This window comes from Paenibacillus sp. L3-i20 (genome assembly GCF_022180385.2).
In the GTDB taxonomy this organism is placed as follows: domain Bacteria; phylum Bacillota; class Bacilli; order Paenibacillales; family Paenibacillaceae; genus Pristimantibacillus.
Genome location: NZ_BQME02000001.1, coordinates 1,514,975 through 1,540,102, shown reverse-complemented (window position 1 = coordinate 1,540,102; position 25,128 = coordinate 1,514,975). Strand labels below are relative to the sequence as shown.

The window sequence follows — 25,128 nt, the reverse complement described above, 5'->3', positions numbered from 1 at the left end:
AGGTATGATGATAATAATGCGTAATATAATAAAGAATCAGTGCATTCATACATAGTATGAAAATTAGTCACACGACAGGAGAATCGGAAAGATGATCGATAAGCAAATCATTCTGACTCAGGACGGGTTGAAGAAACTTGAAGAAGAGCTTGAGCATCTAAAGTCGGTTAAGCGTCGTGAAGTGGCCGAACGGATTAAAGTGGCCATCGGTTATGGCGATATTAGCGAAAACTCTGAATATGAAGACGCGAAAAATGAGCAAGCTTTCATCGAGGGTCGTGTTCTTACGCTGGAGAAGATGCTTCGGAATGCGCGTATTATCAATAATGATGACATAGATATTGATATTGTAAGCATTGGATCAATTGTAACCGTTGAAGATATGGAATTCGGCGACACGATGGAATATGCTATCGTTGGAACAGCAGAAGCTGATCCGTTGCAGAACAAAATATCGAACGAAAGTCCCGTTGGTAAAGCGATACTTGGTAAGAAACAAGGCACAGTCGTTGAAGTAAACGTACCTGCGGGCATTATTCAATATAAAATTATTGATATCAAAAAATAAGGTACGCTAGTAACGGTTTCGAAAGCTTCCTCGCAGGAAGCTTTTTGAACGTTTATTGATAGTATCAAGGAGATGAATACAGTGGATCATGAGAACAATGGGCAGGAGCAAAATGAACAAGAGCTTAGTGAGCTCTTGCAGATTCGTAGAGACAAGCTTGATGAGCTTCGTAAGCTGGGAGTAGATCCGTTCGGACAGAAATTCGAACGCTCGCATAATGCAAAAGAAATTTTGGATGCTCATGAGGGTCAAACCAAGGAAGAGCTTGAGCAACAAGGGATTAAGGTAAGCATCGCTGGACGTATTATGCAGAAACGCGGCATGGGCAAGGCTGGATTTGCACATATACAAGATCTATCGGGAAGAATTCAAATATATGTTCGTAAAGACACGGTTGAAGAGCATAAATTTGCTGCTTTTGACCTACTTGATATCGGTGATATTGTAGGCGTTCAAGGTGTTGTATTCAAGACGAATACTGGAGAAGTTTCAGTTAAAGCGATTGATGTTGATGTGCTTACGAAGTCGTTGCTTCCGCTGCCGGACAAGCATCACGGACTTAAAGATGTAGAACTTCGTTATCGTCAGCGTTACGTTGATTTAATTGTAAACCCAGACGTTCAACAGACTTTTATCGCTCGTTCGCGGATTATTCAATCCATGCGTCGCTACCTAGATTCATTAGGATACCTAGAGGTTGAAACTCCGACATTGCATACGATTGCAGGTGGAGCCGCTGCTCGACCATTCATTACGCATCATAATGCGCTGGATATGCAGTTGTACATGCGTATTGCAATAGAGCTTCACTTGAAGCGCCTAATCGTAGGTGGTCTTGAGAAAGTATATGAAATCGGCCGTGTCTATCGGAATGAGGGTATGTCGACTCGTCATAACCCTGAATTCACGATGATTGAGTTGTACGAAGCGTATGCAGACTATAAAGATATAATGGCACTGACAGAAAATATGATTGCGCACATCGCACAAGAAGTATTGGGAACAACAAAAATTAAGTATCAAGAGCATGAAGTAGATTTGACTCCGCAGTGGCGAAGAGTAAGCATGGTCGATATTGTTAAAGAAATTACAGGCGTAGACTTTGGCGTTCAGATGAGCGATGAAGAAGCTCATGCACTTGCGAAGGAGCATAAGATTCCTGTCGATCCTCATATGACGTTCGGACATATCTTGAATGCCTTTTTCGAAGAGCGTTGTGAGCATACACTTATTCAGCCGACTTTTGTTACAGGTCATCCAGTTGCGATTTCACCTCTTGCTAAGAAGAGTGAGGCAGATCCAAGGTTCACAGATCGTTTCGAGTTGTTTATCGTAACGCGTGAGCATGCGAATGCTTTTACTGAGCTCAATGATCCGATCGATCAACGCGAGCGTTTCGAAGCACAGATGGAAGAGAAAGAGCAAGGTAATGATGAAGCTCATGAGATGGACGATGACTTCATTCGCGCACTGGAATACGGTATGCCGCCTACGGGAGGACTTGGAATTGGGATTGACCGTTTGGTCATGTTGCTTACTAATGCACCATCGATCCGTGACGTACTGCTTTTCCCTCATATGCGTGACCTTCGGTCGGGTGAGTAGGAAATAGATTAAACAATGGGAAGAGTAAGAAGCTAGAGCAAACCATTGCTCGCGGTTATTATTCTGTCCTAACAAATAAATCGAAATGTCGTGATTGCAAAAATCCCCGTGCCGCTTTATATAGCAGCACGGGGATTTGTTTGTTTTTGATTTTACGATTGATTTGAAAATCGCGTAGTCGGCATCAATTAGTTAGATACATTACCGCTATATGTACATTCTAACGTTCTGGTTGCGGTTGTGTAGGTGGACCATTGAAACTGGATCGTCCATCTGAAGCTGCCATCGTTATAGTAATAAGTGCTACGACATTGTATGTAGCGGTCAACGTTGTAATAGTATTCTGACTTATTCATATATTAACTTGCTGCATTGGCGTCGTCTCTTCTTTTAAACAAGTATCTTATCCGATTCAATTGCACGTCATTATATAGTCATAGAGCTTTTCCTCACTCTCGCAGCATTAAATAAACTCAAACGTGGATTTGTATTCTGCTGGTTATATTCACAACTGCATTCTTCCCTAAATTACAAGTTATTCAAAGCGCTTACTTTTTCCTTGTAAAGATTCTATAGTATTTATGAGATAAACAGATGCTGAACAGTTTTTCAGCATTTAAATTAAAATACATTAATTTACTTTACAAGTTTGGAAAAAGTGGGATATACTCTAGTTTAAATAAGCAACTTGTCGAGACATAAAGCAAAATGATGAATTTACCATTTAATTGTGATAGAATGGAATTGTTCGAGCTTTTTTGGTTCTGAGCGTCTATATTCCATTTGAAAGTGTGATCCGTTTGATAGACATCCATACTCATATTTTACCTGGAATAGATGATGGTGCAGTAAGTGTAGAAGATACTTTGGCTATGGCCCGATCGGCAAGCGCTGAAGGGATTACAACCATAGTTGCAACACCACATCATGCCAATGGAACCTATTCTAATATTGCTTCTATTGTACTGGAGCATACTAGGTTCGTGAATGAGAGGTTGCGTGCGGAGGGTATACCAATTCTAGTAGAATCGGGTCAAGAGATTCGATTACATGACGATTTGTTAGAAGAATGGAGTAGAAAATAGTTGCTCCCACTAGCAGAATCGAAATATGTATTGCTAGAGATGCTGTCTTTAAGTATTCCGAAGACGATGGAAGACCTTATTCATGAGTTAAATATGATGAAGGTCAGGTTGGTTATAGCCCATCCTGAACGCAATGTCGAAGTATTGAAGGACCTAGAGAGACTAGTGGTCTAGTTAATCTTGCTTGGAATGTTTGCACAAGTAGTCTCTCATTCGATTCTTTGAGGGTTTGGTAAAAAGGTTGAGCAGTCTGATTGAAATTTGCTTAAGCAAGATTGCAACCATATCGTATTATCAGACGTTCATAATGTTACGGGGAGAGAGTTTTGCTTAGGTAAAGCATATTCGTTCATTGAGAGAACAATGGGTTGCTTGTAAGCAAGACTATGCTCGTAACGTAGTAGGAGGTAAAATATTCGGTATTCAGCCACCTACAACAGGATCAAGCGTTAATATGCGGCAATTCATTTCTCGTATATTCAAACGCTAGATATATTCAATGATTTGGCTATCTACATACCAATACATTGAACTAACTATTGGTTTTACAAGCCATTCATCCATTAGATGAATGTAACTATTCTAAATATAGAGGTGAAAGAACGTGACATTAAGAAGAAAATTAGCAGTATCAACAATTGCGGCAAGCGTTGCACTAACAGCGTTCGCAGGAATTCCATTGAGCAACAAGGGACTTGCAGAAAAATTGGGAGTAAGCGGAGTTGTTTATGCAGCAAGCGCTTTCCCTAATAAGTCAGTTGAAACGAGAATTCAAGAGTATTACAAAGCTTTAAAAGCGGTAGGTGGTCTTGATGAAGTTATCGTCCTTCGCAATGCGCTTAATGATATACCTGATGCAAAAAAGATTGAAATTACTGCTCCAATCGTAAACAAAATAACGACTGATCAAGCTAAAAAAGATGAGTTAAAAAACTTTTTCCTTGCTGCGATAAACTTATCGTATAGCCCGTCTCTGGAGGAGCTAAACGATCTTCGTCTAACATATGGTAGTACTCTTCAGCCATACGCGACTGCTGCAGGGGTAGTTGATCTGACTGTTGATGATATCGCAAATTATTTCATTGCTATTCAGGATACTTTCTTGGCTAAGATAAATAAGATGACTTTAACAGAGCTACAAGCACTATTAACAAATCCTAATGGTGTAGATAAATTGATGGAAGATGTTCTAGCTTCAGTTACTGGCACTTACAAGCTAGAAACAGTTCTCTTACATTACAAAGTAAGCACAGAAGATGTAGTAAGTGTACTTAATTCAGTAAATGATGCTGTTGCAGACAAAGGCGTATTTAAAAAAGCAGCACTTGCTCTTCATGCAGCATACCAGTACCTAAAACCAGTTGGTCCTAACACAGGATTTAATGGTGGTTTTGGCGGCGGTGGAGTTCAAGTTCCTCAAGATGTTGTTAATCTTCAAAAACAACTAAGCGAATTGAAAGCTAAGCTTGAGAAAGCAACTGCTGAAGAAAAGGCTGCTTTAATCGCTGAGGCTATTAAAAACACACAAGACGCTATCAACAAAATCAACAAGATCGATGCTAAAGTTAAAGTACTTAATGGAGTAGCTACGCTTGATCTAGATCAAGACAAAGCTTTGTCTGCTATCGCAGGTATTGAAGCTGCTCTTAAAGCTCTACTAGATGCGACAGGCGCAGTACTTCCAGCACAATCTATTACAATTGATCTTGGCGCTGTAAAAGAAGCTGAAGTTGTAATTGGATTGTCTGAGAAACTTATCACTGAAGCAATTAAAGTGAAACTAGGAACTATTAATGTTAAAGTTAACGGTTTGGGTGTAGACCTTCCTGTTGGAGGAGATATCACAAAAGCGGTAGAACTAAACGTTAAAACATCTGCAGCTGACAAAGCAGTTCTAGGTACTGTAGCAGCAGCTTCGAGCGTTTATGACTTTAAATTGCTTGTAGGTGGAGTTGCATTAACAAGCTTCAGCAAGCCAGTTGTTCTTCACTTGCCAGTTAACAAAGATGTTAAGGTTGATACAGAACTATTGACTCTAGCAAAAATTGTTGAAGGTAAACTAGAAGTCGTTGGTGGTCACTATCGTAATGGTGAGCTTGTAGAAAACCGTGAAGGTTTCTCCTCCTATGTTGTAGTAGAAAATAAAGTTTCATTCGGCGATATTGCCAGCGTACAAAAATGGGCGGGACGTTCAATTGAAGTTGTAGCAGCTAAAGGCGCAATCAACGGTAAATCCGCTGGCGTATTTGCTCCATCACATAACGTAACTCGTGCAGAGTTTGCAAAAATGCTTGTTGGTGCTCTAGATTTGAACAACAACTCCGCTAAGGAAGAGTTTGCTGATGTAAATGCATCAGATTGGTTCGCTCCTTATGTTGCAGCAGCTGTTCAAGCTGGCATTATCAACGGACGTTCTGCAACGAAGTTTGACCCAGAAGCTACAATTACTCGTGCTGAAATGGCTACTATGATTTCACGTGCAGTGAAGGGTTCGGCAGCAGTAAAAGATGTGGATGCAGCACTTAAAGTATTCGCTGATGCAAAAGATATCAGCGCATCACTTAAAGAAGGCGTAGCTTTCGCAGCTGAGAACAAACTTGTTCAAGGCGATAAAGGTAAGTTCACACCTAACGGTAAAGCAACTCGTGCACAAGCTGCAGTAATGATTCATAACGCAATCAAATTTGTTAATTAGTAATTATTTTTAACAAAGTCTTCCTCTCATGTGGATGGGAGGAAGACTTTTTTTGATAATAAAATTGATATTCAATGGGTTAATATATAATGGAGATAAATTCAGAAATGCCTAATAAACTTACCTATCCACATTCTATGGAGGGTATTTTGAGTGAATAAGTAACTAGACTTAATAAAATAAATGATTTCTGATTAAAAAGAATAGCAATTATCACTTTCTACGTCCTAATATGTACAGTAGCAATGGTCTTAAGTATTTTAAAGATCCGATTTATGAAACATCCACCAAAATTATAGTGAATTTAATGTTTGCTCGGTCTACAGCCCAGCCAGCTAGATATTAACCAGATTAATACGAATATAAATGTTAGCCATATATAAAGAAATTAATAAAATACCTGCTATATTGGATAAAGTGTCACAATAATTTCCGGAGCTAGAATTTGCAGCAGATGAACTTTCAAATAAATCATAGTAAATTAAGTAAACAATGCTCAAATGATGCAACTAATGGTAAAAGATGTTGCGTACGGCAAAGCTTTAAATAATGCAAAGCTTAAAGTGTATTAAGAAAATTATTACTATTATTATGGTACAAATAATTATTGCATCATGGAAGTATACGTAGATCGCAGCCATTGTGGAGGGAAATAAGAAATGAGTTATAAGCAAAGAATGCTATTAATATTAGTAGTTGATATTTTAATTATATGGGTGGCAATTGGAATATCCTATTTATTTCGTTTCGATGGAAGTATCCCTCCCTTCTACGAGAAGCAAATGTATTTTTACGCATTGTTGACTACAGTGATTTGCGGTGTTAGCTTAGCATTTTTCAGAATGTATAAGAGAATGTGGCAATATGCCAGCATTGGAGAAGTTATTGAGTTAATCAAAGCAATATTAGTCGGTATGATTCTGTCATATCTAGCTATATTCCTCTTATACGGTGAGAGAGTTCCTTTATCTATTGCTACAAGATCACTAGAACTTATGCTCCTTTTTATGGGGGGTTCAAGATTTCTATGGCGACTAATTAGAGTAAATAAAACGGCTAAGACGGAGCAAAGCAATAATATCCTAGTTATAGGAGCTGGAGATTGTGGAGCACTAATCGCCAAAGAAATTTTAACTAGCAAAAGGTTTAAGGAAAGCTGCTTAATTGGATTTGTTGATGATGATCCCTACAAAAAAAATATGCAAGTTGTTGGCTTTCCTGTATTAGGAAGTCGAACGGAAATTAATGAAATTGTAAAAAAGCATATGATTCATGACATAGTTATCGCTATCCCCTCTTCTAGTAGAGGGGACATTACAGATATGATTAACATTTGTAAGGTTACTGGTGCGAAAGTGAAGATTATTCCTGCAATTAATGATATTATCTCTGGGACGATCGCCTTGCATACATTACGAAATGTAGAGGTTGAAGATTTGCTTGGTAGAGAACCTGTGAGCATTGATTTAGAAGGTGTTATGGGTTACGTCAAGGATAAAGTTGTATTAGTGACAGGTGCGGGCGGTTCTATAGGCTCAGAGCTTTCCAGACAAATTGCATCTATCCAGCCTGCTAAATTATTGTTACTGGGTCATGGAGAAAATAGTATCTACACAATCGAGATGGAGTTAAAAGCAAAATTTCCAAATGTAAAACTGGTAACAGTTATAGCTGATATTCAAGACCGTGATCGAATAGATGAAGTGTTCCGTTTGTTTAGGCCACAGGTCGTCTTTCATGCAGCAGCGCATAAACATGTTCCACTAATGGAACGCAATCCTTCTGAAGCGATAAAAAACAATATTTTTGGTACAAAAAATGTAGCTGACAGTGCTAATAAATATATGTCGGAACGATTCGTTATGATCTCCTCTGATAAGGCAGTTAATCCATCTAGTGTGATGGGAGCAACAAAACGCATCGCAGAAATGTACATACAGAGTATCAATGTAACAAGTGAAACACAATTTGTAGCCGTTCGCTTCGGTAATGTGCTTGGAAGTCGTGGTAGTGTTATACCCCGATTCAAGGAACAGATTGCATCAGGAGGACCAGTCACAGTTACCCACCCAGATATGGTCCGTTATTTTATGACAATACCAGAGGCTGTTCAATTAGTTATTCAAGCGGGTGCATTAGCACAGGGCGGAGAAATATTCATTCTTGATATGGGTGAGCCGGTTCGCATATTGGATCTTGCTAGAGACGTTATTCGTTTATCGGGTTTTGAGCCCGATGTCGATGTGAAGATCGAGTTTAGCGGTATGCGTGAAGGTGAAAAATTATTTGAGGAACTGCTTACTGAGTCTGAGGCAACAACTGCAACACAGCATGAACGTATCTTTATAGGTCGTCCGATTGTACTTAATCATGCTGAGCTTGAACTACAACTAAGAAGATTCGAGAAGGTTATAGGCGAAGATCAAAGAACGATCAAATCAGCCATTGAGCGTCTGGTTCCATTTTATTCAAATGTCTCCTAACAATGGCTTCGATGAATGGAGGAACAAGTTATGGCCAAGAAGAAATGGAAGAAAATATTAATATGGACAGTGTCCATTATATTTGTATTGGGAGTAGGGGGCTTATTCGCAGCTAATTATGCTATGAATAAGCTTATATCCTCTTTATCAAGTAGTTTAGAGATAAGTGCGCAAGAGGAGCGACCAGTAGAAACAACGGTCCCAACACCATCCGAAAGCCCTAAGGATATTGCTGAGGGTGAAGAAGTAGGTACTGAACCAACACCAACCAGTACTACTGAAATAACGATTAAAAAGGACAATAAAGACAATCCATCTACTAAGCAGCCTGCACCAACCGAATATAAGGCTGAAATTACTGAAGATAAAGCTAAAGAAGTTCAGGGGAAGATTACTGTTGGTGAAAAGGCGCAGCTAGCTTCTGTTCTTCTGAAGGAATTGAATGCTGATGATTTAAAAGCACTACAATCACTTGCAGGTGACGGATTGGACCCAGAAGAAAAGAAGGAAGCACGTGCTCTAATTTTAGAGAAGTTATCTCCTGAACAATATGATGAGTTAATTTTGATTGCTAAGAAATACGGATTAAGCCAAGGTAGAAGTTATGATGAAGTCTCCAAGGACAAATAAAACTAGACAGTGTATTTTTGCCGCAGCCCAATAAAAAGCGGTTCTTTTTTTGAAAAAAACATACAAAATAATAACCAAAAATAAAGAACTAGGTGATGATATGAAAGTACGTAAAGCTATAATCCCCGCAGCGGGACTAGGGACTCGATTCCTACCTGCAACAAAGGCAATGCCTAAGGAAATGTTGCCAATTGTGGATAAACCCACAATTCAATACATTGTAGAAGAGGCAGTAGCATCAGGTATTGAGGATATTATTATCGTTACTGGTAAAGGGAAGCGAGCAATTGAAGATCACTTTGACAACTCTTTTGAGCTTGAGCAAAATCTGTTGGAAAAGGGAAAGTTGGAGCTTTTATCTGAGGTTCAGAAATCTTCTAATATGGTTGATATTCATTACATTCGACAGAAGGAAGCCCGGGGTCTTGGACATGCTATCTGGTGCGCACGTAAGTTTATCGGCAATGAACCATTTGCTGTGTTGCTCGGTGATGATATTGTTCAGGCCGACAAGCCTTGCCTTAAACAAATGATTGAGCAATATGATCGATACAAATCTTCAATTATAGGTGTTCAAAGTGTCCCAATGGATGAAGTATCCCGTTATGGTATCGTGGATGGAAAGCTCGTTCAAGATCGACTCTACAGTGTCACAAATCTAGTAGAGAAACCTAAGCGTGAAGTAGCTCCTTCTAATATCGCAATTATGGGTCGCTATATTCTTAGTGCAAGCATATTTGATATTCTTGAAAACCAAACACCAGGCGCAGGTGGGGAAATTCAATTAACAGATGCTATCGCAGAGCTTAATCGTTTCGAAGCTGTATACGCATATGATTTTGATGGTGTAAGGTATGATGTAGGGGAAAAGCTTGGTTTTATTAAAACACAAGTAGAATTTGCTCTACAAAGAAGTGAGTTAAAAGGTGAACTTCTACAATACTTACAAACCGTAATGAAAGAATACGAAGAAAAAATAAAAGTATAAGAATTATAAATCTTACAATGTAGGTGATGATGTGAAGCTTTATAGTTATTTAAAATTTGTAGCGGATATTTTATTTTCATTTCTAGCTTTAGTTATACTATCACCAGTATTCGTGATTATTTCTATATTAATCAAAGTAGATTCTAAAGGCCCTGTGTTATTCAAACAAAAACGAGTAGGGAAAAATAAAAAACACTTCTATATCCTTAAATTTAGAACTATGCGTACAGATGCACCTAAAGATATGCCGACACATATGCTTCTAGATCCGACTCTCTTTATTACAAAGCTAGGTCAATTTCTTCGTAAATCAAGCCTAGATGAGCTACCCCAAATCATTAATATTCTTAAAGGTGAAATGAGTATTATCGGTCCACGTCCAGCATTGTGGAATCAATATGATTTGATTGCTGAGCGTGACATTTATGGTGCAAATGATATCCTCCCTGGACTTACAGGCTGGGCGCAGATTAACGGTAGAGATGAGCTTCCAATAGAAGTTAAAGCAAAATTGGACGGGGACTATGTTAAAAATTTAGGGGTTAAATTGGATGTGAAATGCTTTTTTGGAACGATTTTCAGTGTAACAAAAGGTAATGGTGTTGTAGAAGGTGGTACAGGTCGTTTAGATAAAGTACCTGCTACAAGAATAGTATCAAAAGAATCTAAAGTTACAAGTATAGAGGCTTAGAATGAAAAAAATATTAATTACTGCAAAGAATAGCTACCTAGGAAACTCGTTTGCGGAGTGGGTTGGAGAAAACTTCGATATAGATTTTATATCTTGCAGGACAGATGAATGGAAGAGTTTAAGCTTTGCCAAGTATGATGTTATTTATCATGTAGCAGGAATAGCACATATTAAGGAGACAAAGCACAATAAAGAATTGTATTTTAAGGTTAATAGAGATTTGACCGAGAAACTAGCTATAAAGGCTAAGAGAGATTGCGTTAAACAGTTCATATTCTTAAGTTCTATGAGTGTATATGGTATCGAAACAGGCATAATAAATAAAGATACATTAGCGCAGCCAAAGTCCAGTTATGGAATTTCTAAGCTGCAAGGAGAAGAACAGATCAAACTCCTTGAAGATGAAAATTTTAAAGTAGCAATTATTAGACCTCCTATGATATACGGTAAAGGTGCCAAAGGAAACTATGGAAGTCTTGCGGTACTAGCAAAAAGAATTACTTGTTTTCCTGATATTACGAATCAAAGAAGTATGTTGTATGTAGATAACCTATGTGAATTCATTCGTTTGACGATAAATAATAATGAATCAGGGTTATTCTTCCCTCAGAATAGCGATTATGTTAGGACAAGTGAATTAGTTCAATTGATAGCAAATGAGCACGGAAGGAAGATTAGATTAACTAAAGTATTTAATCCAATTCTTAAAATTTTAGAATATAAGTTGAAGTTGATAAATAAGGTATTTGGAAATTTAAGTTATGATCAAGAAATCAGCTCATATCGAGATAAATATCAAATTTATAATTTAAAGGAATCTATAAAAATAACTGAGAAGCTATAAATAAAAATGTATAAAAATATAAATCATACCTAATTAGCTGGAGTTATTAAGTGATTAAATATAATAAATTCAAAAAGTATGTAAAGTTTATATGATAGAAACGAGTTGAAAGCAAATGAATAAGAATAAAAACTTTGATTTTTCAGTACTGATGTCAGTATATAAAAATGATATTGCAGAATATGTAGAGCAGGCCATAGAAAGTATTATGAATCAAACAATGAAAGCAACAGAAATTGTAATTGTAATTGATGGGCCGGTGTCAAAAGATATTGAGAACGTACTAATAAAGTATCAATCACTGAATAATAACTTAAAGCTGGTAAGGTTAATGAAAAATGTTGGGCTGGGGAATGCATTAAGAGAAGGTCTGAAAGAATGTAGTTATGAGTTAATTGCTCGTATGGATAGTGATGATATATGTATGCCCAATAGATTTGAAAAACAAATCAATTGTTTCATACAAAACAGTAATGTTGGTGTAGTCGGAACAAATGTTTCTGAATTTATTGGGGAATTACATAATATTGTTAGCTACAAGAAGGTACCTTCTAATGACGTTGATATAAAAAAATATATGAAAACTAGAAATCCATTTAATCATATGAGTGTAATGTTCAAAAAAAGTGAAGTGGAAAAAGCAGGTAGCTATATGGACTGGCACCTGAATGAAGATTATTATCTGTGGATTAGAATGAATCTTTCCAATTGTAACTTCTATAATTTAAATGAAACTCTAGTTAATGTAAGAATTAATGAGGATACATTTCTAAGACGTGGTGGCTGGAGATACTTTTGGCTGCAAAAACTCATTTTTGATTATATGTTGAAGAATCGAATGATTAATATTTTTGAATATTTCTATAATAATGCAGTAAGATTTATTGCGAGAGTGCTATTGCCAAATAAAATTAGACAATTTATGTATTTAAAATTTTTAAGAGAATAAAAGCTGGATCTTTATTGATGCGCAATTAATTATGTTTATATCTATAAGATTATTTATTGCTGTTTAACAGTAGAGTTAGTGGGGGATTCTTTTTTGTTCAACACTTTCTTATGATAGAAAGAGAGTCTGATACAATGTATGTTTATCTATTAAGTTATATCACATTACTTGTATTATCACTAAAAGAAATAACTACAAGTAGATTTTATAGCGGTAATATTAATAAATTAATAATAGGATGTTTGTTGGTATTTTCAATAATAGCAGGAATAAGATATGGAATAGGAACTGATTACTTTAATTATCTAGAAATTTTTAATTACGTCAATGTAATTAGTGATTATGGATATTTAGAGCCTGGATTTAGGTTTGTAATAGTTCTAATTAAAAGTTTAGGCTTCTCTGTGGAAAGCTTATTTTTCTTTTTTTCTTTTATCACTCTTTTTTATATGTTTTATGGAATTAAAAAAACAAGTATATACCCGATGTTCTCAGTATTTTTATTCATTACTGTTTTCTACATAGGATATGTATTCAATGGGGTGAGACAGGGAATTGCGATGGCTTTATTTGTTTATCTACTGATAGACATAGAGCAGCGAAATTTCAAAAAAGTTTTACTTTACACAATAATAGGACTAACGTTGCACTTTTCTGCTATTTTCATCATGGTAGGTTATTTTTTTAGTAGATTAAAATTTAGTAGAAAATCGTATGTTATTTTGACTGTTTTGCTAGTGGTTGCTATATTCACAAACCATATTTGGACTAACGCTTTCATGTATTTAATGCCTGATTATATACAGACAAAAATCGATATATATGCTAACGGTATTGTTGGAGGAATTGATAGTATCGGTGTCTTGCAAAGATTATTGCTATTGATTCTATTTTTAATATATTACAATAAATTAAAAATGGTTAATGCGAGTTTTGAATGGATCTTTAAATTGTATTTTCTGGGATTTGTATTTTATGCTATGTTTTCATTTCAAGAAATGTTTGCAACTAGAATAAATATGTTTTTTAGAATTTTAGAAATAATTCTGCTCCCTTATATACTCTGTTTGGACATTAATAAGTATAAAAAATGGTCTTTGTTAATCATAATTATAGCTTGGGCTACCTTGTTGTTTGTATCGCAATTAACTCATTCTTTCAACTTTCCATTTAGAACGATATTCGGGAAATAGAATGGTTAACTAATGTACCAAGTTGAACAAAAGAACTCAACTTATCAAATGATAAGTGATTGTTGTTTTCTATAAATGGTAACTTGTACTTGAAAGGGGGATCTTAATGAAGTTCACTATTGTCATTCCATGCTTTAATTTGGCTAAATATATACGTAAAACAATTGAAAGTGTTTTGGTACAAACCTATACAGATTTTGAACTAATCATTATTGATGATGGATCATTAGACGATTCTTATAAGATATTACAAGAGATTGAAAATACGGATAAAAGAGTGAGGTTGTTTAGTAAAGAGAATGGTGGAGTATCTTCCGCAAGAAACTTTGGTATTCATAAATCTACAGGAGATTATATTTTATTTTTAGACGGAGATGATTTGATTAATAAGGATTTATTAAAAAGAGCACATCACATTTTTACAAATACAGATGTAGATATGTTCTCGTATGGCTATCAAACCTTAAATGAGAATACTAACCAAACAATAAAAAAATACTCATCAAATAAATATAATAATAAAATACTTACGGAGGTCCAATTTCTCAATTTATTTTTAACAAAAAAAATCAGTCAATCCATGTGTTCTTTTATTACTAAAAAAGAAATAATCGACAAAAATAAAATTCTTTTTGATGAGAATACGAAACATGGAGAGGACCAAGAATTGCAAGTTAGATGTATTTCTAAATGTATGAGCATATTTTATGATTCGGAAGTTCTATTCTACTATATTCAAAGAGCTGGTTCAGCAGTTAACAATAAAGTAGTAAGAGAAAATTTTGATGTATTTTTTAGAATTAGAAACTATATAAATGAGAAATCAATCGGTTCCTATAATAATTACCTGTGCTTTATTTTTTTTTATTTGGTAAAGGAAATTATAAAAAGGGGATCTGAAACAGAAACCGTCCATAAACTTATTAATATAGATTATATACTAAAAAATTACAAGATTGAATACACCAAAAACAACTTGATCACAGGTATATTTATTTTAATGTATAACTTAATTCTAAAAAAAATCATTATGAAAAAGTATGGAATAATTTAAAGTAAGCATGGTTTTTACAAGTATAAAAAACTGCAACTACATCCCGTAGGTTGATCAAAAAATATGAAATAAAATTATTACATTATCGAATATACTAAATCACGTGAGCAAAATACAACAAAAAAGGTATGTCGTATTTTAGGAATAGGGATAACTGTATATATTATTTAATATTATTTCTAAAATATGGGGGTAATTAATAATGAGAAAGTTCAGTATAGTTATTCCTGTATATAATGTGGAAAATTATATACAGGAATGTCTAGAAAGTGTGTTAAAGCAAACATATGAAAAGTTAGAAATAATCCTTGTAAACGATGGATCAACAGATAAGAGTCCTATTATATGTGATGAATACAGTAAAATCGATAGTAGAGTAAAGGTTATACATAAAGAGAATGGGGGATTATCTTCGGCAAGAAATAGTGGGTTTAATGAAACATCGGGAGAATATATAGTATTTGTGGATAGCGATGATTGGCTACATATTGATTTCATTAAACATATTAATGATACCATTAATGATGCTGAGGTAGATGTAATAGTTAATAATGTTGTATCTTACGATGAAGGTAACGATGTATCTAAAGAGCAAAATTATAATTTGCCTATAGGAAAAGTGTACTCAGGAGTTGAGGCATTTAAACATTTATATAGTCAAAATGAGTTCTGGGGAGCTGCATGGCAATTCGTTGTGAGAAGGGAATATTTAATTAAAAATAATATAGTGTTTACAAATGGTATTTATCATGAGGATGAAAGATATTCGCCAGAACTATTGTTATTAACTACTAAAGTGGGATTTTGCAGCCAAGCATTATATATGTATAGGTTAGGAAGACAAGGTTCAATTATTAATAACTTTAATATAAAGAAAGAATTCGATAAAATATTTATTATCAGCGATTTAATGAAATTATCTAATAGCACTGAATTATCAGGTATTAGATCTCATTTACTACAATCAAGATGTACTCAACTGTACGTGGGACTTATTAAAACGTCATATAAATATTTAAAACTAAATAATATACAATCAAAGGAGCTTGCAGATCAACTTAAAGAACTAAGGTATGTATTGAAATTTAATAACAGTATTAAGTATAAGATATTTTATATTGCAGTAACAATTCTAGGTCCTATCTTCCTTGGAAAGATGTTGAATAGTGAGAGGTATAGTAACAGATGAATATTAAAATTAGTTTTATTATCCCAGTGTATAACGTTGAAAAATATTTATCTCAATGTATTGAAAGCCTTTTATTTCAAGATTATCATAGCCTTGAAGTTATACTAATAAATGATGGATCAACTGATTCAAGTCCTTTGATTTGTGATCGATTTGCTAACCAAGATGATCGTATCATAGTTATTCATAAAAATAACGGTGGACCTTCATCTGCAAGAAATATTGGTATAGATAATGCTACTGGTGATTATATTTGTTTTGTAGATAGTGATGATTTTTGGATTAAAAATAGATTGGATTGTATAGTAAAACAAATAAATAATACTAGATGTGATTTATTAATGATACCAATGGTATCATATTATGATTCATCTGACAGTTATCAAATATTTTCAAAAAAGATGAACATAGGTAATTATTTTACAGGAAATAGTAATCTGACAGAAGTTTTAAAGAATGATTATGCTTTTGGATGGTGCCCAGTCCGATTTGTTATTAATAAAAATATTTTAAATAAAGATTTTCGTTTTATGGAAGGTTACCTATGTGAGGATGTTGATTTTGTATTTAGATTGTGGAATGAAGTGCAAACGGTTGATTATTTTACAGATAACGTTTATGCATACAGAAGAGAGCAAGAAGCATCCATTACTCATGTGGCAAGTTATAAATTCTCCTATGACTTATTATTTATGATAAAGCAAAATTTAAGTTTATTTGAGCACTATAGGATTAACGATGATTTAAAAAATTTGCTTTATTTAAACTTTCAGGATTTAGTAGGCGTAGTTTTATATTGGTATTCTACTTATAGTAAATCACAGAAAAAAGGTCTAAGAGAAAGTATTAAAGAGATTGAATATATCTTCACCCTTGATAGCAATTATAAGCATTATGCCACTAAGAAAACTAAAACTGTGAAATTTCTATTAAATACCTTTGGAATTAACGCTACAGGAATGGCATGGGGAGTAAAACGAAAAATCACAAAAATTAATTCATAAAATTCAAAGTATCTTTTTAAAAAAGAGGTTATTTTCTTATAATTATAAATTAGTTTTGATAGGGCGGGCTAATGAAAAAAACAGCATTAATAATAATATTAATAACTCTTTTCTCAAAATTGCTTGGGTTTGTTAGGGATATAGGCCTTTCATATTTTTACGGGGCATCTAGCATTAGTGATGCATATATAATATCCACAACAATACCACTCACAATATTTGGTTTCTTAGGAATTGCTATATCTACAGGGTATATTCCTATGTATAGTAAAATACGTGAAGAACACGGGGAAATTGAAAGTATTCGTTATACAAATAATTTAACCAACATTTACTTGGTATTAAGTACTTTTATTTTGGTATTAGGAATTTTATTTGCGAAGCCAATTGTAAGCGTATTTGCATCAGGGCTCAGGGGAGAATCGTTAATCTTAGCGGTAAAATTCACAAAAATAGGTATGATAAGTATATACTTCACAGGTATGGTGTACATATTCAATAGTTTTCTTCAAATAAAGGGCAATTATGTTGTTCCAGCATTAGTTGGATTTCCACTCAACATATTAGTTATTATATCAATTTATTTAAGCTCTAATGGAGATGTTTTATTATTATCTATAGGAACAGTTGTTGCTACAGCTTCACAGTTGCTGCTAATCTTACCTTTCGTATATAAAGAAGGTTACAAATATAGAGTGGAATTTGATATAAAAGACAAACATATTAAAAGCATGGCATATATAGCTTTTCCTGCTATGATTGGAGTATCTGTTAATCAAATAAATACTCTAGTTGATACAACACTAGCATCTCAGATAGTGACTGGTGGTATATCGGTAATAAGTTATGCTAATAGATTTATTGGTTCCCTTGAAAGTATTTTTGCTATTACTATAGCGACAATAATGTTTCCTCTGATGTCAAAAATGGTTGCTGAAAAAAATAAAGATGGAATAAAGAAATCATTGTCAGATGCTATTGGGGCGATTAATCTCTTAGTAATACCTATTTCTATTGGGATCATGGTATTTTCAGAACCAATAGTGAGACTATTGTTTGGAAGAGGGGCATTTGATAGTCAAGCAATAATATTAACATCCAATGTAATTTTTTACTACTCGATAGGAATGACAGCTACTGGTATCAGAGAGGTGTTATCTAGAACATTTTACTCAATGCAAGATACGAAAACACCAACTATTAATGCTGCGATAGCACTAGTAATGAATATTGTTTTAAACATCATTTTATCTAGGTTTATGGGAATATCTGGATTAGCGCTAGCCACCAGTATTTCAGCTATTTTTTGTGTGGTATTATTATTTATTAGTCTTAGAAAGAAAATAGAAATTTTCAGCATAGGAAAAGTGTGTATTTCATTATTGAAAATTCTAGCTGCTTCACTTTTTATGGGTTATTTAGCAAAGCTCTTGTACGATTTATTAGTTAATTATATTAATGAAATTATGTCATTAATTATATCTGTTGGTGTAGGTGCTTTGATATATTTAGTGATTATATATTTTATGAAGATAGAAGATGTAGACAATATAATGAATGTTTTAAAGAAAAGGATTAAGAAAGTAAATTAAAATAGATACGTTAGTGGTATGTCCGGAGGCAAGTGGAGATCTATGTATTATTGATGTAAATATTACATGTATATGTTTATAGCCGTTTCGATTAGTAAATTATGACTGCTATAGTAGGAGATAAGGTTAGCTCATTCGTATAGTTCAATTTATTACGTGATATAATTTGCATAGAATCGAAAGGTATATTGATATGGTCATACTAGTTACTGGAGGAGTAGGTTACACTGGAAATTACACTTGCGCTAATAAATGAATTTATCCATTTTGCGGGATATAGGGTAGTTAGTAAGTCGGTTGGGATACCGCTAAATTATTATCAGAATAATGGGTGAGGGATTACATTCATGTGATAGATTTAGTTATTAGACATTTGAGAGCATTTGATAAATATACAAGGTACTGAAGTATATTATCAGGGTACTAGTAGGGGTTATAGTATTGGAAATGCTACATGCATTTGAGAATGTATCAGGTAGGAGCATTCCTTATAATGAAATATTATAGGCTAAATGAACCTAATAATATAAAGCAAATATCCCTATACTTAGTTCCCACACTTTGTTAATATAGTTAATAAGAAAACTACCTACATAACCCATACGACAAGGGCAAAATCATTGAAAAATTGTTGCGTAAAGTTAGGGATTAAACTCGATGAGCGCAGAGTATACCAGCTAGTTCCCGAATTTCGTACCTTCTGTCTAGGGGTATGTGAAATTCGGATGAAAATCATATGTCAATAGAATTATATTGCTCGTAGATGACATTTAGTTATGCTTAGATTACTATGAGAAGTTACCTGATGGTTTTATCGAAGATATGATGCAGGTGAAACTTTATTTGACGATTAATCGTCATAAGAGAATACTAGCTTTTCACTTTCAGGCGTCCACTAATAGTTAGCCGAAATAAAGTAATACATATTAAAAACAATCTACTATTGCTGACGCTAATTCTATCGATAAAGCGTCAGCATATTTTTTAAAAAAACATTCAAAGGAGAATCATGTAAATGGGATCAATTCTCCCATTGCGCATGAAAACATGTTGATGAACAATAAGAAAAAAACAATCTTAATTACTGTTGGTACTTTATTGGTTGCTGCAAGTGTAATTTTTGGAAGCATGACCCTTTATTCCAAGTGGAATAAAGTGAACGATCTCAATAAGCGAATTGAAGTGGCTGAAGGATCGCAAGAGAAGAAACCGGAGAGTGAAAATGGCCAAGAGCCTGATAGTACTGGTGAAGTTAAGCCTTCTGATGAGCCTGATACAGAAGTAAGTACGCAGCCAGAAAGTACTGCTATACCATCGGACAAGCCATCTACAAGTAAGAAGCCAGATTCCACAACGACGCCAACACCAACACCAAAGCCTACAATAACACCAAAACCTACACCAAAGCCGACATCAACACCTAAGGATGGTCAGAAGCCAAAGCCAACTTCTCCTCCGAAGGAAACAGTTAAAACGCCTACTGCTAAACCGCTTTCTAAAGCAGAGAAAGAGAAGCTGAAGAAGAATATTGATACATCTATCAATAAAAAGATGACACAATTAAGAAGTGCATGTACGACCTCAAGCAATAGTTTGGTAAGTCAAATCGTGGCGGATATTAAAGCGGATAAAGATGCGGCGCTTGATACGATTCAGGAGAAATTTTTAACAAAGGTTATGACCGCTGAGATGGAATGCGACGAGAAATTTGCTGCATTACTTGGGGATGCAGAGGCGCAATATAGTGCTGCAGGCATCAAAGAACTGCCCTTACCTGATTGGGCTACTGAGTATGAAAGTGAGAAGTCTAAAGCAAGATCAAACGCTCTTGGAAAAATTGCAGAAGCATTAGAGTAATGCTGTGTAAGGGATCTTTTAATAAAGTGTATCTTAGAAAGGACGTAAACAGATTATGAAACTTAGCAAAAAATCATTTGTTATACTTTTAGTAGGATTATTGATTGCTCTAACACCTCTAAGTGCGACTGCCGCAAAATCTACGAGTAATTCTCAAGCAATAAAAGTAAAGTCGCAGCCCATTCAGATGATCTTTGACGGAGAACAACTCTCTCTACCAAAAGGTCAGCATTCTTTTATTTATAAAGGGTCCACTTATGTACCGATTCGTTATATGTCATACGCGTTGTTGAAGCAAGTACTGTGGAATGGCACAAAAAACGTTGTGACAGTTAAAGAGCCGACGGAAAAGGAGTTAATTGAACTAAAGAAACTTCTTCAACTGGCTACCGGCGTTGATGTCAAGCCCAAAAATAATGAGACAATCACTATCACTCCTAAGAAAGTAAAGCTTATATTTGAAGGAAAAGAAAAGGCGTTACCTGTAGGACAGTCGCTATATAGCCATAATGGCTCTATCTACGTACCACTACGTTTTCTCGCAGAAGCCACGGGAGCAGAGATCACGTGGGATCAAGCAACAAAAACAGTTAAAAGTGAATCGGCCGCATATCGAGAGCAATTTGGAGAAAAAGAGGAAGGCGGCTCAGGAACAGGCGAAGGAGGAACTGGCGGTACTGTAACGAACCCCGGTACTGTACCTGGTGGTACCCCTGGGGCTGTTAAGCCAACTTATGAGCAAATTACTAGTAGTGCATTAACGAAACTAGAAGCTCTTCGGTCGAGTTGTGAGACTTCACTGATGGACATGGTATTGAAACATGAAGGAAAAGATGAAGAAGCAAAGAAACAGTTACTTGCAAAAATAACGAACGAAGTAGATAGTTGTACTAAAAAATTCGAAACAATTGTATCAGATGTATCGAGCCAACTATCGTCAAACGGTTATAGGACAGCTATTATTGCTGAATATCGAGCGAAGTTTGAAGCTGATCTAAAAACGGGAAAAGAAATCGCCGAAAAACTTTTGAAATAATTAGTAACCCCTGACGTATTGGTCAGGGGTTTTTAGCTATCTGTTAATAAGCAGAAGGGCAATAATAATCGCGATAATTGTAATGTCTTCTTCTTTTCGATTACCCAGCTATCTTTATACTGGATTTAAAATGTACGTATCGACTGTGTATAATATACTTTTACCAATACCATCTGTGTTCATCTTTGATTTTCATAGCTTAATAAAGAAAAACTCCCGCAATTCACTACGATCTGTAGCGGAATCAAGGGAGTTTTCTTTGCTATTGTTACTTAGTATATCTTTACTGGCTGATATTTGTAGCTTTCTTTAATGAAGTTGTTCTTTTGTATATTACTCTTATTGCCTGCGTCGACCGTTGTATCAATGATCACCCATTCGCCGTCAATAAAAACCTCGTTCCAAGCATGATAGACATCTACATAGTCTGATTCGCCCATTACAAGCTTAGCAGGGATACCCAGACTGCGAAGCATTGCTGCATAGAGTGCAGCGTAACCGTAGCAAATATCTTTTTTCGCGAGAAAGGTTCGATTAATGTCAGGTAAATAATCATTTGTTACTTCTTCTGCTAATTTGTAGTCATAATCTATATTCGAGATTATGTAATCATAAACGACTTTAGCCTTTTCTAAATTTGATTTTTTACCCTTCACGAGTTGCTTTGCTAAAAAAATAGATTCATCTGTGCTTGACCAATTTACATTTTGAATGGAATTTAAGTAAACAACCTTTTCATCCTTAAGATTAAGTTTAATTGTTACATTTTTTTTGATTTTATAGGATTTTTCAGACACATGCTCTAAAATCATAACTTTGTATTCACCATTGCCTAGTTGGAGTGGAAAGGTGGTTGCCGTTGAATCGTTTGTAAGATTGTACATATAAAACTGCTTACCTTTTTCTATCCTTATTTTAGTTTTCACATTAGGTTTGGTCGGATAAGTTATGGTTATAACACCATGTAACAATTTCGATGTGTCTATCCAAGAATCAGACGTGCTAGATGTAGCATGAACATAGCTTACGGAACTAAATAGAAGAAAGACGTTGAAGAGGATAATAAGAGCTGAGCGCATAATAAAAACTCCTTTCGGTGGCCAGGCTGCCATCTTAATAGAAGGCCCTATAGCTTTGCGTCCCTACCTTTCGATAGGTTTGCCATTATCGTGATGAGTTTAAGAGATATCGTTCTTTATATGACTATTATTTGTTCGTTAAAGTCCTACATGAATGATCGGTCAACTAGATCAGCTTATAAAGTCAATATAATAGTAAAGCTTATCGTAGAGATTCTTACATTTGGATAAGGGAATATTAGTAGTCATAAGTTTATATGGTTATATATTACCATAGTAATCTAGCAAAGCAATATGAAATCGAAAGTATAGTAGAAGTGATAGAGCAATTCTTTGCCGAAACCTGTCGAAATAAGCAGCAGCAGAGAACATAATGAGTTGTTGTGGGCCTAAGAGGGTATTTGGTCATGTAAACGAAATCTTTCATAACGCAACTCAATAAAAAATATCATTTCAAAGAGAACTCGAAACGGTATCTTTTCGAAATATTTAATATGCAGTATGGTCCTATCATCTTAATATTTGTATGGTGTTTATAGGATATCAATATTATAATTACATATATATTTGAACTCAATTAGGAAAAGAGGATATACGTTGACACAAAATAGGATTGAATGGATCGACCTAGCAAAGGGAATAGGCATGCTTCTAGTAATGTTTGGGCATGTTCCAATCCCACAAGATTTATCAAAGTTTATTTATACTTTCCATGTTCCTTTGTTTTTCTTTCTATCAGGTCTGCTTTTTTCGATTTCAAAATATCCTAGCTTTAAGACATTTCTTAACAAAAAGTTTTTTTCTCTAATAATACCTTACTTTGGTCTTTCGATTATTTTGACTATATGGTTTTTTGTTATAGGTTTCGTTGGTAACCCTGATCCCATAGGGTTACCAACTAGGATAATCGGGATTGTCTTGTCAATCAGAAATGTTTTCGGAACTGGGACCTTATGGTTTATTAGTTGTCTTTTTATAACTGAGTTGATTTTTTATATAATATTAAGACGATACCAACACTCTCTTGTGAAAATCATTGCTTCTTCTGCATTCCTCTCAATAATTGGTGTCGGAATCGTCGCGTTTTATAACAAACCTCTAGTTTGGAATATAGACGCAGCACTAGTTGTCATTATTTTTTTTGGACTTGGCTACTCTATAAAAAATATAGACGGTCTCCTTAATAAGATAACTCGTCCCTACCTGCTACCTTTGTATTTTCTTTTAACTTTTGTAGTCGGCATGTCTAACAATAATATAGATCTTTTTTCAAACCAATATGGTAACTACGTTTTATTCTATATAGCAGCCTTTTCAGGGATTGGATTAGTACTCACGATTTCAAAGCTTATTAATAAAAACCTCATACTTCAGTTTGTAGGTATGAATACGTTATTATTGCTGTTGCTTCACACTATGATATTTAATTTGCTTCAATACCTAATCCCATTCGCTGCTGACCTACCATTTATCAAGTCCGCTCTAATGGGTTGTGTCTTCGTATCGATTACCGTCTTAATTTCAACTATATTTGTTAAAATTACTAATAAATATTTACCTATTCTGGTAGGCAAAAATAATCAAATCAATAAAAGTGTAATTCAAAAAGAGCTGTCCCAAAAGGTCTAAATGAACTGTAACCCGTAAGATGGGCGCTCTGAAAAAAGTGACGCCTTGCGGGTTTTTATTTTAATTATAGTAACTGAGATTGAGTGAAGTTGCAGATTATGAAGAAAATCAAAGAAAAGTTTCACAGAGCTAAAGAAACAATTATTAGAGAAAAAACCTAATTAAAACACGTATCAGGGAAGAGTCGGGAAAAACACCTATGCAAATCATCTTAGATGCGGGTTTTCCTATCGACATCAACGGTTTAGATACGCCTAGGAGGATTTTGCAACGTTAGCGAACGTACATGAGCCCAGCTTGAAAAAACGTGTGCCTTTATTAGGATATCCATACGCTTGCCCCGTTCCGGATAACCTCATGATGTCCCATAGTTATAATGGTTTGGATATTTTATAATTACCTGCCTGGATGAACATTATATTTTCGTCATTAAAATATCCTTAATTAATGTTGTTCTAGAGTGCCTGGTAATCGTCAACAATGCCACCGCTTAAGGCGTAAGATTAAGAGTGAGGAGGGTATTTAACATTAATCTCTCGGCCATTTAAGTTTTCCATAGTATCCCCCAACTACGTAGTAAGACCAGTTTGCTCGATATTCATTAGATTCTTAAGAGTTGACTAAGCTCAAGCCTCATCATTCAATATCTCATAGTAACGATTTCTTTTGTATTCTATTAAATAGACAACATGATGACATCTATTTATTTGTATATATAGTAGAAGGGATATTTCTTTGAAAATCTTTTTCGTAAAAAGCTTGCATTCCTCTAGGCATCCATGATATATTATCTAAGTCGCCGCTGAAACAAACGGCAGACACGCAAGAAACACGCAAGAAACACGAAAGAAAAGATTGATCTTTGAAAACTGAACAACGAGCGAAACTGCCTCATTCATCCTAACGGATGTAATGAAAAAGCAATATAAGTAATGAGCAAGTCAAACACCAATTTGG

At 34.8% G+C, this 25,128-nt stretch carries 20 protein-coding genes, 1 rRNA gene and 2 riboswitches (1 of these 23 running past the window's edge); of the genes, 20 read left to right on the top strand and 1 reads right to left on the bottom strand.

All coding sequences use genetic code 11. The features are described from left to right. Positions 1-91 precede the first annotated feature (91 nt). From greA to MFF31_RS07275, 18 genes are all read left to right on the top strand, one after another. Positions 92-568: a transcription elongation factor GreA gene (gene greA, locus MFF31_RS07360; RefSeq protein ID WP_238187402.1), complete on the top strand. Its 477-nt coding sequence runs from the start codon at positions 92-94 to the stop codon at positions 566-568. A gap of 81 nt (positions 569-649) precedes the next feature. Further along, on the top strand, positions 650-2,173 hold the full coding sequence (lysS, locus tag MFF31_RS07355) for a lysine--tRNA ligase (RefSeq protein WP_375541278.1): 1,524 nt from the start codon (positions 650-652) through the stop codon (positions 2,171-2,173). A 791-nt stretch (positions 2,174-2,964) separates the two neighbouring features. Beyond that, entirely contained in the window at positions 2,965-3,258 is a 294-nt protein-coding gene (locus tag MFF31_RS07350; RefSeq protein ID WP_248565421.1) for a CpsB/CapC family capsule biosynthesis tyrosine phosphatase, read from the top strand. After that, positions 3,259-3,432: a hypothetical protein gene (locus MFF31_RS07345; protein ID WP_238187399.1), complete on the top strand. Its 174-nt coding sequence runs from the start codon at positions 3,259-3,261 to the stop codon at positions 3,430-3,432. It begins immediately after the preceding gene. Between the two features lie 430 nt (positions 3,433-3,862). Then, positions 3,863-5,953, top strand: coding sequence for an S-layer homology domain-containing protein (locus tag MFF31_RS07340; protein ID WP_238187398.1), 2,091 nt, complete (start codon positions 3,863-3,865; stop codon positions 5,951-5,953). 659 nt (positions 5,954-6,612) lie between these two features. Continuing rightward, positions 6,613-8,436, top strand: coding sequence for a polysaccharide biosynthesis protein (locus tag MFF31_RS07335; RefSeq protein WP_238187397.1), 1,824 nt, complete (start codon positions 6,613-6,615; stop codon positions 8,434-8,436). A 30-nt stretch (positions 8,437-8,466) separates the two neighbouring features. After that, positions 8,467-9,066 carry a hypothetical protein gene (locus MFF31_RS07330; protein ID WP_238187396.1) on the top strand — a complete coding sequence of 200 codons (600 nt, stop codon included), beginning with the start codon at positions 8,467-8,469 and terminating at the stop codon, positions 9,064-9,066. 100 nt (positions 9,067-9,166) lie between these two features. Next, positions 9,167-10,054, top strand: a complete 888-nt coding sequence (gene galU, locus MFF31_RS07325) for a UTP--glucose-1-phosphate uridylyltransferase GalU (protein ID WP_238188519.1) — start codon at positions 9,167-9,169, stop codon at positions 10,052-10,054. A 31-nt stretch (positions 10,055-10,085) separates the two neighbouring features. Further along, complete coding sequence (locus tag MFF31_RS07320) at positions 10,086-10,745, top strand: sugar transferase (protein ID WP_238187395.1); 660 nt, start codon at positions 10,086-10,088, stop codon at positions 10,743-10,745. Position 10,746: 1 nt separating this feature from the next. Further along, positions 10,747-11,589: an NAD-dependent epimerase/dehydratase family protein gene (locus MFF31_RS07315; protein WP_238187394.1), complete on the top strand. Its 843-nt coding sequence runs from the start codon at positions 10,747-10,749 to the stop codon at positions 11,587-11,589. Positions 11,590-11,704: 115 nt separating this feature from the next. Beyond that, positions 11,705-12,538: a glycosyltransferase gene (locus MFF31_RS07310; RefSeq protein ID WP_238187393.1), complete on the top strand. Its 834-nt coding sequence runs from the start codon at positions 11,705-11,707 to the stop codon at positions 12,536-12,538. A 110-nt stretch (positions 12,539-12,648) separates the two neighbouring features. After that, entirely contained in the window at positions 12,649-13,731 is a 1,083-nt protein-coding gene (locus MFF31_RS07305) for an EpsG family protein (protein WP_248565420.1), read from the top strand. A 106-nt stretch (positions 13,732-13,837) separates the two neighbouring features. Beyond that, positions 13,838-14,785, top strand: a complete 948-nt coding sequence (locus tag MFF31_RS07300) for a glycosyltransferase family 2 protein (protein WP_238187391.1) — start codon at positions 13,838-13,840, stop codon at positions 14,783-14,785. Between the two features lie 202 nt (positions 14,786-14,987). After that, positions 14,988-15,974 carry a glycosyltransferase gene (locus MFF31_RS07295; protein WP_238187390.1) on the top strand — a complete coding sequence of 329 codons (987 nt, stop codon included), beginning with the start codon at positions 14,988-14,990 and terminating at the stop codon, positions 15,972-15,974. Then, on the top strand, positions 15,971-16,978 hold the full coding sequence (locus MFF31_RS07290; RefSeq protein WP_238187389.1) for a glycosyltransferase family 2 protein: 1,008 nt from the start codon (positions 15,971-15,973) through the stop codon (positions 16,976-16,978). The genes MFF31_RS07295 and MFF31_RS07290 overlap by 4 nt, the downstream gene beginning before the upstream one ends. 71 nt (positions 16,979-17,049) lie before the next feature. Beyond that, entirely contained in the window at positions 17,050-18,570 is a 1,521-nt protein-coding gene (gene murJ, locus MFF31_RS07285) for a murein biosynthesis integral membrane protein MurJ (protein ID WP_238187388.1), read from the top strand. Between the two features lie 600 nt (positions 18,571-19,170). Continuing rightward, positions 19,171-19,259: riboswitch (cyclic di-GMP riboswitch) on the top strand. Positions 19,260-19,617: 358 nt separating this feature from the next. Further along, complete coding sequence (locus MFF31_RS07280; protein ID WP_248565419.1) at positions 19,618-20,427, top strand: hypothetical protein; 810 nt, start codon at positions 19,618-19,620, stop codon at positions 20,425-20,427. A 55-nt stretch (positions 20,428-20,482) separates the two neighbouring features. Continuing rightward, the gene (locus MFF31_RS07275) at positions 20,483-21,463 is read left to right on the top strand and encodes a stalk domain-containing protein (protein WP_238187386.1); all 981 of its coding nucleotides are present in this window, start codon (positions 20,483-20,485) and stop codon (positions 21,461-21,463) included. 272 nt (positions 21,464-21,735) lie between these two features. On the opposite strand, the gene MFF31_RS07270 is transcribed toward MFF31_RS07275, so the two are convergent. Further along, on the bottom strand, positions 21,736-22,542 hold the full coding sequence (locus tag MFF31_RS07270) for a transglutaminase-like domain-containing protein (protein ID WP_238187385.1): 807 nt from the start codon (positions 22,540-22,542) through the stop codon (positions 21,736-21,738). A 13-nt stretch (positions 22,543-22,555) separates the two neighbouring features. Next, a riboswitch (cyclic di-GMP riboswitch) is annotated at positions 22,556-22,636 on the bottom strand. Positions 22,637-23,139: 503 nt separating this feature from the next. Between MFF31_RS07270 and MFF31_RS07265 the strand changes: the two genes are divergently transcribed. Continuing rightward, positions 23,140-24,171, top strand: coding sequence for an acyltransferase family protein (locus tag MFF31_RS07265; protein ID WP_238187384.1), 1,032 nt, complete (start codon positions 23,140-23,142; stop codon positions 24,169-24,171). A 950-nt stretch (positions 24,172-25,121) separates the two neighbouring features. Further along, positions 25,122-25,128, top strand: a 16S ribosomal RNA gene (locus MFF31_RS07260) (it continues 1,549 nt past the right edge of the window).